The sequence below is a fragment of the Aestuariibacter sp. A3R04 genome (genome assembly GCF_018860805.1).
Lineage (GTDB): Bacteria > Pseudomonadota > Gammaproteobacteria > Enterobacterales > Alteromonadaceae > Alteromonas.
In genome coordinates this window covers 385,272-403,898 of record NZ_JAHKQR010000016.1, presented here as the reverse complement: position 1 = coordinate 403,898, position 18,627 = coordinate 385,272, and the positions used below count along the sequence as shown (strand labels likewise).

The window sequence follows — 18,627 nt, the reverse complement described above, 5'->3', positions numbered from 1 at the left end:
GTCTTTCATCAAACCCGTTTAACATTTCCCGCAGCTTATGAAATTAAATGATGCACAACAATCTGCTGTGACATACGTTTCCGGTCCCTGTTTAGTTCTCGCTGGCGCAGGTAGTGGTAAAACCCGTGTCATAACCAATAAAATTGCTTACCTGGTTCGAGAGTGTGATATGCCAGCAAGGCAAATTGCGGCGGTGACTTTCACGAACAAAGCGGCCAGGGAAATGAAAGAGCGGGTAGGGCAAACGCTGGGGAAAAAAGAAGCCAGAGGCCTTAAAGTGTGTACCTTTCACACGTTAGGTTTAACCATTATCAAAGCTCATATCAAAGAGTTGGGTTTAAAACCGGGGTTCTCTTTGTTCGACGACAAAGACTCAGTGGCATTGTTAAATGATCTTACTGCTGACACGATAGACGGCGATAAAGAACAAATTCAGTTGTTGCAGAATTGCATTTCTAACTGGAAGAACGATTTACTCTTGCCTGATACCTTGAGTAAAAGCGCAACCAGTTCTGGTGAACGAGATTTTGCTGAAGTGTACCGGCAGTACCAGAATCATTTAAGAGCTTACAATGCCCTTGATTTTGACGATCTTATTTTATTGCCTACATTACTGCTTAAAACCAATGAAGCAGTACGCTTGAAGTGGCAAAGCAAAATACGTTATTTGCTAGTGGACGAATATCAGGATACCAATACCAGTCAGTATGAGTTGGTTAAGTTGCTCGTGGGTGAGCGTGCCAGATTTACTGTGGTAGGTGATGATGATCAGTCAATCTATTCTTGGCGGGGTGCCAGACCGCAAAATTTGCATTTACTCCAGCGGGATTTCCCCCGCCTTAACGTGATTAAATTGCAGCAGAACTATCGCTCTTCCGGGCGAATTTTGCATTGTGCGAATATTCTTATTCAAAATAACCCTCACTTGTTCGACAAAACCCTGTTTTCCGAAATGGGATACGGTGAACCCTTGCGGGTCATTACGGCTAAAAATGAAGAGCATGAAGCCGAGCGGGTAGTGGCTGAACTTATTGCCCACAAGTTCATGAATAGAACCAACTATAAAGACTATGCAATCTTGTATCGGGGCAACCATCAAAGCCGCTTGTTTGAAAAGCTGCTCATGAGTAACCGTATTCCCTATCGCATTAACGGTGGCATGTCGTTCTTTGGCCGTGCCGAGGTAAAAGACATCATGGCGTACTTGCGCTTGCTGGTAAACCAAGATGACGACAACGCCTTTTTGCGCGTGGTTAATACTCCCGGCCGGGGAATTGGCCGCGCCACACTGGAAAAACTGGGCAATTTTGCCAATGAATTACGGGTGTCGTTGTTTGCTGCTGCCACGCACTCCGGGCTATCCGGTGTTTTGCCGGAATCGGCGTACCAAAGAGTAGCAGGTTTTGGCCGTTGGGTAGTGGAAACCGCAGACAATGTCACTCGCGGCGATAGCAAAGCGGTTCTCAGAGACATGATCCGCTCCATGCAATACGAAGAATATCTTTACGAGCACAGCCCCAGCCCCAAGGCCGCGGAAATGGCTATGGCCAACGTGAGTACCTTGTTCGGCTGGGTAACGGATATGCTCGAAGGTACCGATTTGGATGCGCCAATGACCATGCAGGAAGTGGTAAACCGGTTGATTCTGCGTGACATGATGGAACGGGCTGAAGAAGATGGCGAGGCGGATCAGGTTCAACTGATGACATTACACGCTTCGAAAGGCTTGGAATTCCCCATTGTGTACCTAGTTGGTATGGAAGAGGGGTTGTTACCCCATCAGAGCAGCATTGATGAAGGTAACGTGGACGAAGAGCGCCGGTTAGCTTATGTGGGAATTACCCGTGCCCAACGGGAGCTTGTTTTCAGTTTGGCGAAAGAACGTCGTCAGTTTGGGGAAGTGATAACCCCTGAACCCAGCAGGTTTTTGTTTGAGTTGCCGGTAGACGATGTGGAATGGGACGAGAAAAAAGCCAAACCTTCAGCAGAACAGCGCAAAAAAACCAATGAGGCTGGGTTAGCAAGTCTCAAAGCAATGCTTGGGAAATCCTGATCACGCCATCTTTCTGTAGGTCAATGACCTGGGCTCGCTCAGTACTTTTCCCTGCCCGTAGTGGCAATCGATTTCGTTGAGCGCATCGAGTTGGGCCGTGGCATCTACACCTTCGGCAATTACATCAAACTTCAGATGATCAGAAATCAACATAACAGACTGAATTAACTTAAGATTTCGTTGTGATCGGGGCAAGGATTTAATGAATCTGTGGTCAACTTTGATGAAGTCGAACGGATAGGCAAACAAGTAGCTCAACGATGCCAGCCCACTTCCAAAGTTGTCGAGTACCAGCGTTATTCCCGCCCGTTTCAATTTTTTAATGGCTGGCAGTATAACTTGTGAACGTCGGTTTAAATCGTTTTCGTCAAATTCAAAAACCAGCGATTTGGGCGCCACGTTGTGAGTTTGAATAACATCCAATATCCGCGTGACCAGTGACGCCTGCAACAGATGGTTAATCGACACATTCACCGCAATTTTTTTGATTTCGCCCTGGCCCTTTTGAGCTTTTACAATTTCACACGCCCTGTGAAGCTGAAATAAATCAAGCTCAAGAGTTAAGCCACTTTGCTCGGCTATTTGTCTGAATTGTGCGCGGTTCACTTTGCCGTGGGTTGGATCTACCCACCGTAAATACAGTTCGTGATAAAGACTGTCTTTTTCCCGCAAATCCATTACGGGCTGTAAAAAGCACTCAAACTCCTCGTCTTTTAACGCACGGCGGAATTCGTTTTCCAGTTCGAGTTCCTCTAACAGTCTGTCGCGCATAGACTTGTCGAACATAACAAAGCGGCCGCGGCCCAGGGTTTTTGCCTGATACATGGCGGCATCAGCATCGCGTAGTACTTCGTCGGCACTGCGATAGTAGGTTTCCAAGTGTGCAATACCAATACTTGCACCGGAATACATATTCTTCCCATCTAACACAAAGGGCTCTGAAATGGCCTGAATAATACGGAAAGCCACGTCTTCGACGTCTTCGGAATCTTCGAAATTGTCCAGCAACACCACAAACTCGTCACCACCTAACCGCGCCAGTAAATCGTGGCCGCGAATGCACAAACCGATTCGGCGTGAGACTTCCACTAAAAATTCATCACCGGCGTGATGGCCTAAGGTGTCATTGATATTCTTAAAACGGTCTAAATCGATAAACAGCACCGCGAAGAGGTTTTTCGGGTGACGATGCTTGTTGGCAATGGCCAGTTCAAGACGACTGGTGAACATGGCCCGGTTGGGCAAGTCTGTGAGGCTGTCGTGGTGCGCATCGTGAATGAGTTTTAGCTCAATTTCCTTTCTTTCTTCTATTTGTTTTTTCAAATAGAAGTTAATTCTATCGAGTTCTTTTGTACGCTCCTTTACCCGTTGCTCCAGCTGTATGTTGTACTGGTGAATTGCTTCGGTATTGCGCTTGCGCTCCATAGCAGTGGCTATGTGATGAGACACAAAGCGCAACAGCTCTAAATCTTTCGACGTGTACTTTGCCATTTTGCCGTAAGTTTGTACCGCAATAACGCCGTAAACCTCTCCATCTACCATCAGTGGTGAACCCAACCAAGAGTTAGCACTTGCTAACATATCCTGCGCGACACTTACGTCAAGCTGGCCTGTTTCAGCAAGTTCCAGTACCCGAGGAGGGTTAATAAGTTCGGTTTGCCCAGTGCGCAGTACAAATTCTGTTAGGCCCAGGCTCAGCGGTCGACGCTCGATAAAGTCGTCCTTAGTGTCGTTAAAGTAAGGAAAGTCAATGTACTCCTTACTGTCGTCCAAGGTGGCAATGTAGCAGTTTGGCGCACTAATTAAGCGGGCGAGAATTTTGTGAATAGTCGCGTAGAAGGCATCCATATTACCTTCGAGGTTTGCAGCTAATTCTGAAATTTCATAAAGCGCATGTTGCAAGGTTTCAATTTTTTGGCGTTCGAGTATTTCTTCCTGCAATTCATCATTAATTTTGCGCAATTGGCGGGTACGATCTCTAATCGTTTTCTCGGTTAGCTCTCGACTTTTCACCCGGTCTACTGTTGTCACAATGTGGTGTGATACAAACAATAGTACTTCTAAATCTTCTTCAGAATAAGAAACCGATTCATCGTAAGTTTGTACCACCATGGCGCCGATCACCTGCGAGCCACGTTTTAGCGGTACACCGAGAAAGTGGTGAGGCACGGCTCCTACCATTTTAGCGCCAGTGCGAGCGGTGAAAGATTCACTGTCTTTGCCTTGTAGTACAACGTGGGAACCGGTGCGCAGAATATGACCAGTGATACCGTCCATGAGTGTTTCGGCTGGTATTTGCTTGATAGTTTGCTCATCGAATTCGTCGACGAAATAGGCAAAATTGATGATGTTGGCTTCTTTTTCATAGAAGGCCACGAAGAAATTATCTGCGTTCATGAAATCGGCGATAATTTCATGAATAGCGGGATATAATCGGCTAAGGTTACTTACCGAGCTGGCTAATTCGGAAATATCAAACAGCGCCTTTTGCACGCGCTCTGAACGTTTGTACTTTTCCGTAAGTTGCTGAAGCTGTGGAATCAGCTCCCTGAGCTCTTCTTCTGACAGCTCATTTTGCGTCGACCCTGAAGACATCGTATTTGCCGTTTTATTATTGTACTGTTATCCGAAGCTAAATTAACCGATTTGTACGAAAAACGCCACTTTTTGCGGCTACATTTACATTAAATGCAGAGTATGTGTATTTTGGTATGGTGTTTAATACTCAGAAACAGCATTCGAAAAACTGCTTCTGAGTAGGGATGAACTGCGTTAAATCCCTTCGATCATGTACTCAATGGCGGCTTTAATTTCATCGTCGCTACAGTTTGAACAGGTACCACGGGGGGGCATGGCATTGATGCCGCTTAATGCGTTTTGCCACACGCCATCCAGGCCTTTTTCATCTAAACGGGGTTGCCAGTCGGCGCCATTGTGCAAACGAGGTGCGCCCAGTACTCCCGAGCCGTGGCAAGCAACACAGGCACTGTTGTACACATCTTCGCCCGAACGCGCCGCAGATGCGCCCGCGTCAGCGGCGGCTGCGCCCGCAACATGCAAAGACCCATAAGGTTTAATACGTTCAACGATTTCTTCGTTGGACATTTCTTGCGCGAATGTGGTGCTCATTCCCAGCGCAAACAAAGCTACACCTAACACTGCTTTTACTTTCACGTCTGTCTCCAGGCTACGGTCTTATGTAATGATAATCGCCTGATTATAGCGGTTTAATTATTGCGAACAACATTTAGGCAACAAATACCTATAAAAAGTGTGTGGATTGTTGATTTGCATTATATATAAACACTTACACACAAATAGGTTGAAGCCAGCCCAATGCATCAGTATTATAACGCTCCCGCTAAAGGCTGGTAACTTACATCGGGTTAATTCAGCATTAGCATTCTGTTACGCACCCGTAGCTCAGCTGGATAGAGCGTTGCCCTCCGGAGGCAAAGGTCATAGGTTCGAATCCTATCGGGTGCGCCAGATACCAACAAACCAGCCTTGTGCTGGTTTTTTTGTATCTGTTGTATTCCGTGGATGAGAAGCTTCGTTCGACAAAATCGCCGGGAGCGATTTTGAACGCGCTTTAGCGCGGCCCGGAGGGCGAGGCGCAGGACGCGCCGAGTAATCCTATCGGGTGCGGCATTTTCCCCAAGGATTAACCCACAGCTAGCTTTGCGGTATGTTGCCACATGAAGCTGGGCATCGGAGTTTTTAACTTCCAACTAATATTCATTGGTTGGGATCCAGTATGCGAAGCATACTCAACTTCACCGAAGTTTACGAAGCCCATTGTTCGTCCGTATTGGTCTTTTGTTTGCTCTCTTACAAATAAAAATAGACGCTTGCCAGTTTTTTTATGGTTTATATATTCGTAACCTTTTCCACGATCGGGTCTTGCGCTATTTTGAGATTGCCAATGAAACAAGTGTTCGCTGATGGCGTAATCGTGATACATAGTGGTTGGCGAGAAATGCTTTTCATTTTTGTTCAAAGTTACGAACATTAACTCTATGTTGTCGCGTGTAATAACAAACACGCCTTCACGAGCCGGTGGCTGGCGTTCAAATGTAATCGCGCCAAAGGCAACCAGGATCTGCTCCCGGTTATACCGAGCGTGAAGCTTTAGTGGTACGTTTGGTAGATTCTCCATATTTAGTTGTTGATGTTTTGTTTGCTGTATTTGCCAGCAAATTACATCTGTCAATTCTGTTTTGATATCAATTTTATTTAGTTGGCCAAGGCTTTGCTCTATTGACTCAAAACCGCATTCCGGTCCGGTTTTCTGCCAAAAGTCATAGTGGCACATCAGAGCATATCGATGACTGCTATCTTCTATCTTAAAATGGTTTTCGCATAGCTGTTTAACGAAACATAAATAGGCAAAATCATCACAGGTAAGAATCCGAGTATGTATCGCCTTTCTCAGCATTTTAAAATAATCTTTACCTGGCGAATTTGTGTTACTTTGGTTACGCGACTGCAGAACTAAATCTGTCCAGCAGCCACGCTTGTATAGTTCGTTCAAATCCAAATCCGGGTGTTGCGATAGGAAATTTGTCAACGTTAAGGGCAATGTTGTATGTTCGGGAAACTGCCTGATCATGGTTATTAATCGTCGCTGAGTGAGACTAGCCTGGCGAATGTTGCTCAGTATCAATTCTTGTGTTCGCTTAGTCATTTCTATACGACAACCTAAAGGTACATGTGGGAAGCCCTCTTTTATCTCCTCGCTTATGGCGCGATTGCTCTTTCCAACGAGGGCTCTAAACTTGTTGGCAAAGTCATATTCTGGTCTTGAATTTCCAACAAAATCTAGAACAGTGCAGCATTCTTTACCATTAGCCAAACGTAAGCCGCGCCCCAGCTGTTGCAAAAAAATGGTCAAACTTTCTGTTGGCCTTAAAAAAAGTAAGGTATCTACTTCGGGTATATCTACGCCTTCATTGAAAATATCTACTACACATAAAATATTAATGGAGCCGGAACGTATGGCTTGCTGTTTTTGCTGGCGTTCATGACTATTTTCGCTGGTTAAAACGTCAGCACTAATGCCCTTTAAAAGAAATTGCGTGCTCATGTACTTTGCATGTTCTTTGCTAACGCAAAAGGCAAGCGCTTTCATCTTACTGAGGTCGGTGATAATTTCTTGTAGGCTAAATATTATTTTATTACTGCGAGATTGGTTGCTCGTATATACGTTGGTCAACTGAGAGACATCATAACGCCCTCGACTCCACGGAATCCTACGCAAGTCGGTGTCATCATCAATGCCGAAATACTGGAAAGGACAAAGGTGACGCCGATTAATTGCTTCGGGGAGGCGGATCTCAGCAGCGATAACACCGCCAAAATCAGCCAGGATATCTCCTCCGTCATGGCGCTCTGGTGTAGCTGTGAGTCCCAGCAATACAGAGGGGGAAAAGTACTCGATAATAGCGCGGTAACTACTGGCGGTGATGTGGTGTACTTCATCGACAACGATATAGTCGTAATAATCTGAAGACAGGTTAAGTTCGGTGATTTGATTATTGAGAGTTTGTACCGAAGCAAATAAACGGCGATAATTTGAAGGCGTATTTCCACCTACCCACAATTCACCAAAATCACTATTGCGTAAAACGCCGCGGTATGCAGTTTGCGCTTGTTTCAATATTTCTTCTCGGTGAGCAATAAAGAGGAAATTTGCTTCTGGCTTTGTTCTTATGAAGTTGGCAAAATCAAATGCAGAGATAAGGGTTTTACCGGTTCCTGTTGCCGCCACAACTAAATTGCGGAAGCGCCCGTGAATGCTACGTTCAACAGCCAGCTGTTCAAGTATGTCATGTTGGTGAGGAAAGGGCTTCACATCAAAAAAATACACAGATTTATTTTCTTGAACACCGCGTTGCTGTGTTAATGCGGTTTTTAGCTTCGCACTGCTTATCTCGTCGTCGTTAAATAGCTCAAAATCACTGGATGCCCAATAAGTTTCAAATGTGCTTAAGGATTTCTCTATGATATGAGGGATTTCCTGTGACGTAATTTTTAAGTTCCACTCCAATCCGCTGGTTAACGCTGAATGGGAAAGGTTAGACGAACCGATATAGCCTGTGTGATAGCCGGTGTTTCGAAGGAATAAATAGCTTTTTGCATGAAGTCGTTCACGCTCGGTGTTATAGCTGAGCTTCACTTCTGTATTTGGCAACTTCGCTAAAAACTCAACGGCCTTTGCGTCAGTCGCCCCCATGTAAGACGTGGTGATAATCTTTAGTTCACGGCCACTTGAGGTAAATTCCTCAAGTTCTTTCCTAAATATGCGTATGCCCGCCCATTTAATAAATGACACTAACCAATAGATTCTATCGGAAGACAATATTTCACGTTTAAGTTCAGACTCAAGCGAAAGGCCTGCATTGCTACCACAAAATAATTCACTTTGAGTTAGGCCTGTGAGCGGAAAAATTTCCTTTATATAGCTTTTTAAGTTTGAGGATACCGGGTTTTCTAATTCATATAATGCAGTTAAAATTTTTCCCTGGCTATTGAGAAGGTTATCATCGATTAAATCGCTATCCTGGAGCTGCTCTTTTAACCAAAACAATAGTTGATTGGCTAATTCTATTTGTCGTTGGACCCGATCATCACCGGAGGGGACAGCGTCAATGGCGTATTCCAGAATTTGAGATAAGAAACGAGAAAGCCAAACAGATGCTTCGTTACTGTTTAGTTCGCGCTCGCCAACAAAAAACCTTTGTCTGTCTAACTTTTGGTCGATAAGTTGAGTGAGTAGCTGTTCGTAAATTCCTATTTGTTGCATAAATTCCTTCTAATATCTATTCGGCAAGTCAATAAAGAGCCTCAACAAAGGTTTGACTATGATGGTTTTACTCACTTTACATTTTAAATGTACTGTTTGTTCTGTGTTGAGGGTAGAAATATTTATCCGGAGTATTTGAACTCACTAGCAAGGGACCAAGCCTTTGTCCTAAAACACTAAATACTATTCAACCCACGTATAAAAACCACCCCGCACCGCCGCTAAATCCGATATACTCTACGCTGATATTTAAAGTGGAGCTTTGCAATGCGTGTATGTGGTGTAGAACTGGCGGGGAATGATGCAAATATTGCCTTGGTCAACCTGGAAAATGATATGTTTCTGCTTCCCGATTGTCGTACCCGCAAACTGAGCTTGCAAAAAGCCGCTACTGCCCACGAACTAAAGTACTTTCAGAAAACCTTTGCGCAATTGGTGCAGGATTATAAAATCGAAACTATCGTTATTCGCCAGCGCCCGATGAAAGGCAAGTTTGCCGGTGGTGCTATCGGTTTTAAATTGGAAGCGGCGCTGGAGTTGCTAAACGATGTTAAGGTTATTGTAATGCCGCCCACCGAGATCAAAGCGGCCTTGAAAGACAGCCGCATTTTCATTGAATTTAGCGAAACCGGCTTAAAGGGTTTTCAGAAATCAGCGTTTGAAACGGCACTGGCCTACATCAGCCAGCAATAAACAAGCATCCTCACTGCATCTTAAAAAATACCCCAAAGCATCTCATAGCCATCATTGTGTTTACACAAAAGCCTGATAGCATGGCTTTGAATAAATTCTGCACAATTTCATCAAGGATGCTGGGTATGATATTTAATAAAAAATCGATTGTCGTGGTGTTGTTGGCACTCTGTTCCCTATCCGCACTGGCTAATAACTCCAGTATTACACGCTCGGAAAGCGTGGGGGTGGTAAGCGGAATACTGGCCAGTGAAACGAGCATTGCTGAAATACCTTTAATGTACAACACCAGCCGTGCAAATATGGCGAGGGCTTATGGCTTTAAGGCGCAGTACCCGTTAGAGCTTTTTCTTGGCAAAAGCAGCTATCGCTCGTGCAGAATGTATTACAAAGACGAGAACTACACCGCTGAAGAATATATCGCTTTTGTTAATAAGTACGCGGGGGCCAATGTTGAACTCAGTGGTGTACAGCGACATTACGGTGCTGGTGGTCTGCAATGCACTTTTACCGGGTTTAAAGTACTGGCAAGCGCTGAAGAGGTTGCCAAGAAGAAGGCTGAGCAACAAAAAGCGCAGCAAGGTAATGTTGTTGTGGCAGATGATTATGTCATTGGAGATATGCCTGTATCGGTGCTCAGATTAATGCCGGAATTTGTTCTCTTCAGGCTACTGGGTGAGGATGGCAACCCGGTTAAGGATCCGAAGCATGAATGCGGAAACAGAATATATATTGACCCAGCAATAGAAAGAGGTGCAATTCATGCGTTTCGCGCTGAGCTCAACAAATATGGCAACAGAGCAACACTGAAAAACGTAAAAATGATGAATGGTAAGTGTACAGCAGAAAAGGTTGTGCCGCTTTCCTTATAAACGTATTGCAGCGCCGCAATGGCAACCACAGCAGGGCCTGGGCAGAAACCGCTAATTCCCCGGCCAATACCGAAGGCGGCAGATCCGAGTATTAACTTTGCGTCGATAGTCTTGCTTGTTGGTATTTCGAATTTATCAGCAAACAAAGGCCTGTTGCGCTTACGCACCCATTACATGCCGGGGGCTGCAGCCAAAATAGCGCCGCCCATCACGAAGGCTAACGCGGCATCCCAGTTTGCACTTAAATCCAAAAAATTAAGCACGCGAGCCGGGTTGCTCATACCTGAAATAAGTAACCCAAAACCAAACAAAAGACCGCAAATGAGCGAGGCAATAACCTGGAAAGACCTGCAACACCATGGCGCTACCCATCGGATTAAACGTTTAACTGCGCATTGTCTGCCAGCAGGCAATACTTCTGACAGGTTCGTGGAAGCCTTGCTTCAGGTGACGATAGCGAATGTTTTTAAAACATCTTTACAAGGATTGAATATGAAAATGTCTTTAAGGTTAGTTTTGTTAATTACACTCGTGTTTTGCAATTTAGGCATTGTGAACTCAAAAGAGCTCGAAATGGCCGAAGGGTTGGCAGTCGTTATTACATCAGGCAATGAACAGACCCAGATGATGGCAATGGTGATTTCGCTTCAAACAATAAAAGCGCATGGGAAAAGTGTGCATAGGAATGCTAGCGGGTTAAGAAACGAGCTTTTTATTGTTACTGAGCTTTATTCACAATGGTCGACTCTCGCAAAATGAGCTTTGGGTCGAACAAGGTTTTCACCGGTAGGGATTCACCATAAACCGCGTTGAGGATAACCCGGGCTGACATTTCACCCATTTCGTAAATAGGGTTTTTTACGGTGGTGAGGCGCGGGTAAACGTGGTGAGCAAATACGGCGTCATCAAAACCAATTATCGATAAATCGTAGGGCAGGTTCATGCCTAAATCCCGCGCGCAGCTCATGGCACCGGAAGCCATCCAGTCGTTGGCGCAAACCAGGGCGGTAAAGGGTTTATTACGCGACAACAAAGTTTGTAGCCCTTGCTTACCGTCTTCTTCTTCGTACTTACCTTCGTAATACAATTGTTCTGACCAGGGAATGCCCGCTTCTGCTAAGGCGCGGCGGTGTCCGGCCAAACGCAAACGGGCGTCGCGGGCTTTTGATGGGCCAGAAATACAAGCGATGCGAGTGTGTCCCAGCTCAATGAGATGTTGGGTTGCAAGGTAGCCACCGCGCTCGTTATCCAAACACACACAGGCGCTTTCCAGGCCTTCCACTTGGCGGTTAACCACTGAAACAGGTAAGCGATTGGTGTTTAACTCGCGCAGGTAATCGTCGCTCATAGCCTCCACATGCATGATAAGCGCGTCACAGTTTCTGCTAATTAAAAACTCAACGGCATTTTTTTCCGTTTCCAGATTATTGTGACCAACGGTAATAATAACGTGCTTGTCTGCTTCGCGAAGGGTTGATTCAACCGCTTGCATCAAGTCACCAAAGAATGGTGAATTCAACTCCGACACCAATATTCCAATGCTGTCCGTGCGGCTGTTTGCAAGAGAGCGGGCAACAGAACTTGGTCGGTAATTCAGTTCTTGCATTGCTCGCTCTACTTTTGTCCGTAGTGCTTCGTTAACGGTTTTTTTGCCGTTTAACACCCGGGAAACGGTAGAAAGCGAAACGCCGGCGCGTGCTGCTACTTCGTATATTGTCGCCACTTTGACTCTCTTATTGTTGCACTATCTGGCAGTTTACGGTGTCGATATTGTTTGTAAAGCATTCAACTACCAGGTTTGATTTTTCGGAAAACACACCACTATGGATGTGTTTACGTATTTTCTTCTGCAGCCCTGCGCACATGCAGTGTATCTGTCATTTCTTTCTGGTTACGGTCAGACAACGGATAAAATACTATGAGTACGGCACCAATAAACCCGAAAATAGCCGGGATCCAACTCATCAACGATTGCATACCGGGTAGGGACTGGCTAATAGTAGACGCATCCATACCGTCATACCCGTATGCGCCTAACACCAATAGCACCAGGGCACCGGCAAACCCGCCTCCGGTCTTCTGCACAAATGACCCCGCAGAGTAGGTTAGTCCAGTGGCTCTGCGCCCGGTGCGCCACTCGTTGTAGTCGGCAGAGTCGCCTAACATTGAGAAAAACAGTGTGGGCATAATGGCAGCGAAAAACTCAGCGGCCCCACCTAAAATAAACAACGGCAACACACCGCTTTCGCCCATAGGCACCCAGTAAATACCGGTGGTTATGACACTGCTTATCACCAGTGAGGCCACAAAAAGTTGTTTGCGACCAAAGCGTTTTGCTAGCCATGGCGTGGCAAAAGCTCCGGCGATGGATACAACCAACAGCGCAATAAAATACTGTCCGGTTAACGATGCATCGTTCAGGAAGTACTTGAAGTAATAAGCAATAACCCCGTAGCGAATGCCGTTGAACATCATGGTTAAAAAGCCCATTCCCAGTAATATCAACCAGGGTTTATTGGTCAATAAGTCAATGATGTCCTGTTGCGAGCGTGAATTTTCTGATTCCGGCCGCGCAATCCACTTTCTTACAAAATACCAACTCAGCGCCATAACCACGACAAATGCGATACCGGTTATCCAATTGCGGTAATAGAAGAAAGCGGTAATGGCAGAAAGCGGGATCAGGATGAACGGCAGTTGTGTAGATAAATCTTTGAGTTCTTTACGCAGGCTGGTTTTTGCCTGTTGATGGGGAGTAATACGTTCTTTAGTGGTAAATACGGTGATGAGCATCAGTGCGACCAATAGTGCCGCGAAGACGTACATGGTGTATTGATAACCCAACGCATCGTTTTCGCCATTACCACCAAAAAATTCTACCAACATGGGCAGGAAGCCCATTACCAATAAACCACCAAGGAAGGCACCGGCAAAACGGAAACCTGATAATTTGGTGCGTTCGTGATCGTCGGCGGTCATCACACCCATCAAAGCGGAATAGGGCACATTATTGGCTGTGTAGGCCAGGGTGAGCCCAATGTAGGTTATGTAGGCGTAAATCAGCTTACCCGTGTCAGAAAATGACGGTGTGCTAAAGCACAAAATCATGAATAAACCGAGGAAAGGCGTTGACGCTAAAATCCAGGGGCGAAATTTGCCCATACGCGTATTCGTGCGGTCGGCGATCATGCCCATAATGATGTCGGTAACGCCGTCGGATAACCGCACCACTAAAAACAGCATGGCCGCGGCGGCGGCGCTAATACCAAACGTATCTGTGTAAAAAACGGCTAAATAAGCCAGTGCTCCACGCCAAACCAGGTTAGCGGCGGCATCTCCCAGCCCATATCCGATTTTTTCTTTTATACTAAGCGGCTGAGACATGTTCTTACTCCTCTATTTGCGCTGTGACAATAGCGACTTATACGCATACGCGCTGTGCTTGAATAGCCTTTCCTGAGTCTCAAAGTCAACGTAAATTAATCCAAATCGCATCTCGTAGCCTTCAGCCCATTCAAAATTATCCATCAAGCTCCAGGCAAAATAACCTGAAACATTAACGCCGGCATCAATAGCTTTAGACAAGGCAAGCAAATGAGCTTCGTAGTAGTCAATCCTATCATTATCAGCAATTTCGCCATTTTCCAGTTTATCTGGCATTGCCGCACCGTTTTCTGTGATGTAAATAGGCGGTAAGTTATAACGGGCATGGAGCGATGTAAGCAGATCATAGAATGCCTGTGGATAAATTTCCCAGCCGATAGCGGTTTTCGGCGGTAGGTGTTCATGCTCGCTGAACAGCTCGCCTTCTTCCTGCGGCGCGGAGTACGTTAAGCGGGTATAAAAATTCACCCCAAGAAAGTCCAGCGGTTGGCAGATGGTTTCCATATCACCGGGATGAATATCGGGTCTTTCTTCAGGGACAAGTTTTTCTATCACGTGGGGATATTTGCCTTCCATCACGGGTTGCATATACCACTGATTGATATACTCATCGGCATACAACGACGCCAGTCGATCGGCGGGAGATTCTGACACCGGGTAACAGGGAGTGAAATTAAGTACAATGCCATGTTGAGCATGGGGGGCGTGTTCGCGCAGGGTTTGCATACCAAGGCCATGGGCAAGCAAAATGTGGTGCGCTGCCGTTCTGCCTTGCTTTCTACCTGTTTTTCCTGGCGCGTGTACACCGATTTCATAGCCAAGATAAGCAGAGCAGAACGGTTCATTAAACGTAGCGTAAGCATGAACTCGAGGGCCGAGGGCCCCGGCTATACAGGCAACATAATGCTGATACGCATAGGCTGTATCCCGATTTAACCAACCGCCATTGTCCTCCAGGTATTGTGGTAAATCCCAGTGATAAAGAGTAGCAAAGGCCTTAATGCCACGACGTGCCAATTCATCTAATAAGTCGATGTAAAACTTAACACCCTGAGGGTTCAGCTCGCCATTTTGTTGCATTACCCGCGGCCAGGAAATAGAAAAACGGTACGCATCGACACCAAGTTCTTCTAATAGATCTACGTCTTCTTTGAATCGGGCGACATGTTCGCAAGCCGTCAGGCCATTACTGCTGTCAGCAATCTTCCCTTCTTGTTCGCAAAACGTATCCCAAATCGATTGTAAACGACTGTCCGCAGCACCTTCAATTTGAAACGATGAGGTGGCAGTACCGAATAGAAAAGAACGGTTGCGAAGTGCGCTGTCCTCGGGAAGATTAATTGTTTTCATGATGATTGTTCCTAAGAGCCAGGTGAGATGCATTCGACTCACTTGAGCGGTTAGTTGTCATGCTGCCGGTAAATATGATGAATAAGCCGGCAGCACAAAATGTGTTTGGTTTATAGCACAACTCAATCATAGCGAGAAAGCGCTTTCTTTAAATTATCGTAAACTAATTAACGGGTGAAAAAAATAGCAATTTAATATGGCAATGAGAAAAAATCATTTATTTTGTGCATAACTAATTAATTATAATAATAAAATTATAATGTGCATTTATTGTGTGTTAATGACTGTCATTGCTTGAATGTATTTTATGTAAAAAATATGTTGATCTTGAGTTGCTGATCTTATAGCTTGAGAAAGCGCTTTCTTGTTGGGTGAGTATTTTTGTGCGTAGGGTTGAGAAAGCCCTTTCTTGAGAGCGCTTATTTCATGCACATCAACGAAGAGAGAAAGACGGTGACACACACAATTCTTAAGAAAACCAAACTTGCGAATAGTCTGTCTTTAATACTGGGAACAACCTTAATGTTCCCGGTGCTAGCACAGGACGCAAATGACGATGTAGAAGTTATTCAGGTATCGGGTATTCGCGGCAGTGTTCAGGAATCAATGGGTATCAAGCGCGATTCTTCAGGGGTTGTAGATGCAATCTCTGCAGTCGACATCGGTAAATTCCCCGACACTAACCTCGCAGAATCCCTGCAACGTATTACGGGTATTTCCATTAGCCGTAACAACGGTGAAGGTAATCAGGTCACGGCCCGTGGTTTCGGCCCCGATTTCAACATGGTTACCCTAAACGGTAGAACAATGCCTGGTTCTGCTCTACCAGGAGGTGGTGGTACTCCCAATTCTCGCGCATATGACTTTTCTGATTTGGCATCGGAAAGTGTTCGCGCCGTTGAAGTGTATAAAACAGGGCGTGCGAGTATCGCCACAGGCGGTATTGGCGCATCTATTAACATTCGTACATCACGGCCGTTTGATGCCACTGAAACTGGCTTTTCAGCAAGCATAGGTGCCAAAGCCCTGGCAGATACCACTAATCGCGTAGGCGATGACGTGACACCAGAAGTGTCTGGTATGTTCAATTTCTTAAGTGAAGACGAAAGGTTTGGTTTTACATTCACCGGTTCGTTCCAACAACGCGACAGTGCGTCACAAGGAGCGTTTGTAAACCAGTGGCGTGTCAACCCATATGATGGTTCTATTCCCCAATCGCCAGATCCGTCAAACCCGGATAGTGGTGACCCTATCGTACTTAACAATGCACCTGAAATGGGGCAGTTGTTCGCCATTCCTTCTGATTTGCGTTACTTCATGGCCGACCGTGAGCGTGAAAGAACGAACGCACAGCTCACCTTTCAGTTTGCGCCAACAGAAGACATTGTTGCCACGCTGGATTACACCTATTCAAAACAAGATTTGTTTGAAGCGCGAGCTGAACAGTCTATTTGGATGGACGACCGGTATTTCACTGAGCTGACGTTTGACGATGAAACCGTGAAAACGCCTGTTATGATTACTCAGGAACGCCGTGATTTGATGCCTCGTGACCTCGGTCTTGCGATGCAGGAGTTAAACCAGGTTAACGAGAACAAGTCTATCGGCTTGAATATCGAATATTTCGTGAATGACGACCTGACGTTAAACTTCGACATTCACAACTCATCTGCAGAAGGACGTCCTGATGCACCCTATGGCACTTGGACTAACTTAGGTCTGGGCGCAAACGTTGTTCGTGGCCAGGGCGCGGATTTCAGCGGTGATTTCCCTATTATGTATGTGGATTTCGACGACGTATCGAGAGGTAACCTCAACCCTAACGGCACGCTGGATCAGGATGATGTGGGTACGTCAATCCTCGATATGAATTACTCACTGCAAGATACAGAAATTACGCAAGCCCGATTAGACGGTTCATATTATATGGACGCGGGCAGCATTAATTTCGGTATTGAATCTCGCTCCATGGAGAGTACGTCGCTGCAATCACTGACCCGTCATACTATGGGTAACTGGGGCATCGAAAATCCGGGTGAACTGCCAGCAGGTATTCTAACACCACTGGATTTGGCTAACGAATTCAGTGATTTTGACACAACCGGTATGTTCTCACAGGGCTACACCGGCAGTGTGGCGGAGTTGGGAGCGTTCGCGGCATCTGAATACGGCTTTAACCTGGTTGCTGATAATCCGTTTGCCACTAACCGTACCATTAAAGAAGATATCGTAGCGGTATACTTTGAGTTTGATTTAGACGGTGAATTGAACGGCATGCCGTACAACTTATTAACTGGTGTGCGTTATGAAAATACGGATGTCACGTCTATTGCCAATATCAGTCTACCAAGTGGAATAGCCTGGGAAGGTAACAACGATTTTAACGTGCGTTTCGGTAGTGATATGGAAGATGTGAGCATTGATTCCAGCTACGATCACATCCTACCTGCGTTGGATTTCGATATTGAGGTAGTGGAAAACATGATTGCCCGCTTCTCATATAGTAAAACTATCGCTCGTCCTACCTATAACAACTTGAGTGCAGCCGCTACGGTGTCACCGCCAAGCGGCCCTACGTTGATTACCGGCGAGGCAACGGCAACCGCAAGTTCGGGTAACCCGGCGCTGGTGCCGCTTGAGTCCGATAACCTGGATCTGTCTTTCGAATATTACTTCGACGAAACCAGCTACGTGTCAGTAGGTTTCTACGATAAGCGAGTGAAAAACTTTATTGGTAATGAACAGGTTGAAGAAAATATATTTGGGCTGCGCGACGCCACTGCTGGTCCTCGTGCCATTGCCGCTGCTGCAGAGCTTGAGCGCTTAGGCATTCCACTGAGCGATACTTCGCTGTTTAACATGGTTGCAGCAATGGAAAACGGTGTCGACTATTCGTCTATGACCGACGAGCAGTTTGAAGCCGCCTACGATGTATTGCCCAACGCCGATGATCCTCTGTCAACCTTTATCAATTCCAAGCCGGTCAATAACCGCGCTGCCAATATCTATGGCTTCGAGCTGGCGGCACAACATTTCTTCGGTGAAACAGGCTTTGGTGTGATGGGTAACTACACCACGGTTAACGGAGATATCGGTTTTGACAATGACGCAGATCCTTCGGTCACCCAGTTTGCCCTCGTTGGCCTGAGTGATACTGCCAACCTGATCCTGATGTATGAAAAAGAAGGGATTCAGGCGCGTATCGCATACAACTGGCGTGATAAGTTCTTAGACACTACCTCGCAATATGTGAACGAACCGGGTTACACCGAAGCGTATTCACAAATTGACTTTAGCGTGTCTTACGACTTCAGTGAAGATCTGACGGTGTCACTGGAAGGTATTAACATTACTGAAGAAAACGCCCGCCGTCATGGCCGCACCAGTGCCATGCTGTGGAAACTGGATGAACTTGGGGCGCGTTATGCCGTTGGTGTACGCTACAAGTTCTAAACATCGCTATGTATAGC

At 45.9% G+C, this 18,627-nt stretch carries 11 protein-coding genes, 1 tRNA gene and 1 pseudogene; 6 read left to right on the top strand and 7 right to left on the bottom strand.

The genetic code is table 11. The features are described from left to right. Positions 1 to 37: 37 nt before the first annotated feature. Positions 38 to 2,053 carry a DNA helicase Rep gene (gene rep, locus KO518_RS18700; RefSeq protein WP_216027367.1) on the top strand — a complete coding sequence of 672 codons (2,016 nt, stop codon included), beginning with the start codon at positions 38 to 40 and terminating at the stop codon, positions 2,051 to 2,053. Here rep and KO518_RS18695 read toward each other — a convergent pair whose 3' ends face one another. Together KO518_RS18695 and KO518_RS18690 are read right to left on the bottom strand one after the other, a co-directional pair. Then, positions 2,054 to 4,648 carry an EAL domain-containing protein gene (locus KO518_RS18695; RefSeq protein ID WP_216027366.1) on the bottom strand — a complete coding sequence of 865 codons (2,595 nt, stop codon included), beginning with the start codon at positions 4,646 to 4,648 and terminating at the stop codon, positions 2,054 to 2,056. A 177-nt stretch (positions 4,649 to 4,825) separates the two neighbouring features. Further along, complete coding sequence (locus tag KO518_RS18690; RefSeq protein ID WP_371742367.1) at positions 4,826 to 5,227, bottom strand: cytochrome c5 family protein; 402 nt, start codon at positions 5,225 to 5,227, stop codon at positions 4,826 to 4,828. A 238-nt stretch (positions 5,228 to 5,465) separates the two neighbouring features. Between KO518_RS18690 and KO518_RS18685 the strand changes: the two genes are divergently transcribed. Continuing rightward, a tRNA-Arg gene (locus KO518_RS18685) sits at positions 5,466 to 5,542 on the top strand. 175 nt (positions 5,543 to 5,717) lie between these two features. On the opposite strand, the gene KO518_RS18680 is transcribed toward KO518_RS18685, so the two are convergent. Next, positions 5,718 to 8,858, bottom strand: a complete 3,141-nt coding sequence (locus KO518_RS18680) for a DUF3427 domain-containing protein (RefSeq protein ID WP_216027365.1) — start codon at positions 8,856 to 8,858, stop codon at positions 5,718 to 5,720. 267 nt (positions 8,859 to 9,125) lie between these two features. Between KO518_RS18680 and KO518_RS18675 the strand changes: the two genes are divergently transcribed. Together KO518_RS18675 and KO518_RS18670 are read left to right on the top strand one after the other, a co-directional pair. Next, positions 9,126 to 9,551 (top strand): DUF3010 family protein, encoded by a 426-nt coding sequence (locus KO518_RS18675; protein ID WP_216027364.1) that lies wholly within the window; start codon positions 9,126 to 9,128, stop codon positions 9,549 to 9,551. Between the two features lie 125 nt (positions 9,552 to 9,676). Continuing rightward, positions 9,677 to 10,423 (top strand): hypothetical protein, encoded by a 747-nt coding sequence (locus KO518_RS18670; protein ID WP_216027363.1) that lies wholly within the window; start codon positions 9,677 to 9,679, stop codon positions 10,421 to 10,423. Here the strand turns inward: KO518_RS18670 and KO518_RS20315 are convergent. Then, positions 10,312 to 10,704: pseudogene (locus KO518_RS20315) on the bottom strand (DUF6691 family protein). The gene KO518_RS18670 and the pseudogene KO518_RS20315 sit on opposite strands and share 112 nt — an antisense overlap. Positions 10,705 to 10,744: 40 nt before the next feature. Here KO518_RS20315 and KO518_RS20310 point away from each other — a divergent pair. Then, positions 10,745 to 11,182, top strand: a complete 438-nt coding sequence (locus tag KO518_RS20310; RefSeq protein WP_371742366.1) for a hypothetical protein — start codon at positions 10,745 to 10,747, stop codon at positions 11,180 to 11,182. Here KO518_RS20310 and KO518_RS18660 read toward each other — a convergent pair. The 3 genes from KO518_RS18660 to KO518_RS18650 form a co-directional block, all read right to left on the bottom strand. Next, positions 11,142 to 12,146, bottom strand: coding sequence for a LacI family DNA-binding transcriptional regulator (locus tag KO518_RS18660; protein WP_216027361.1), 1,005 nt, complete (start codon positions 12,144 to 12,146; stop codon positions 11,142 to 11,144). The genes KO518_RS20310 and KO518_RS18660 overlap by 41 nt on opposite strands. Before the next feature lie 110 nt (positions 12,147 to 12,256). Next, complete coding sequence (locus tag KO518_RS18655) at positions 12,257 to 13,807, bottom strand: MFS transporter (protein WP_216027360.1); 1,551 nt, start codon at positions 13,805 to 13,807, stop codon at positions 12,257 to 12,259. 12 nt (positions 13,808 to 13,819) lie between these two features. Then, a complete protein-coding gene (locus KO518_RS18650) occupies positions 13,820 to 15,157 on the bottom strand; it encodes a GH1 family beta-glucosidase (RefSeq protein ID WP_216027359.1) in 1,338 nt (445 codons plus the stop codon). A 522-nt stretch (positions 15,158 to 15,679) separates the two neighbouring features. On the opposite strand from KO518_RS18650, the gene KO518_RS18645 reads away from it, so the two are divergent. Further along, entirely contained in the window at positions 15,680 to 18,610 is a 2,931-nt protein-coding gene (locus tag KO518_RS18645) for a TonB-dependent receptor (protein WP_252736312.1), read from the top strand. Positions 18,611 to 18,627: the final 17 nt, after the last annotated feature.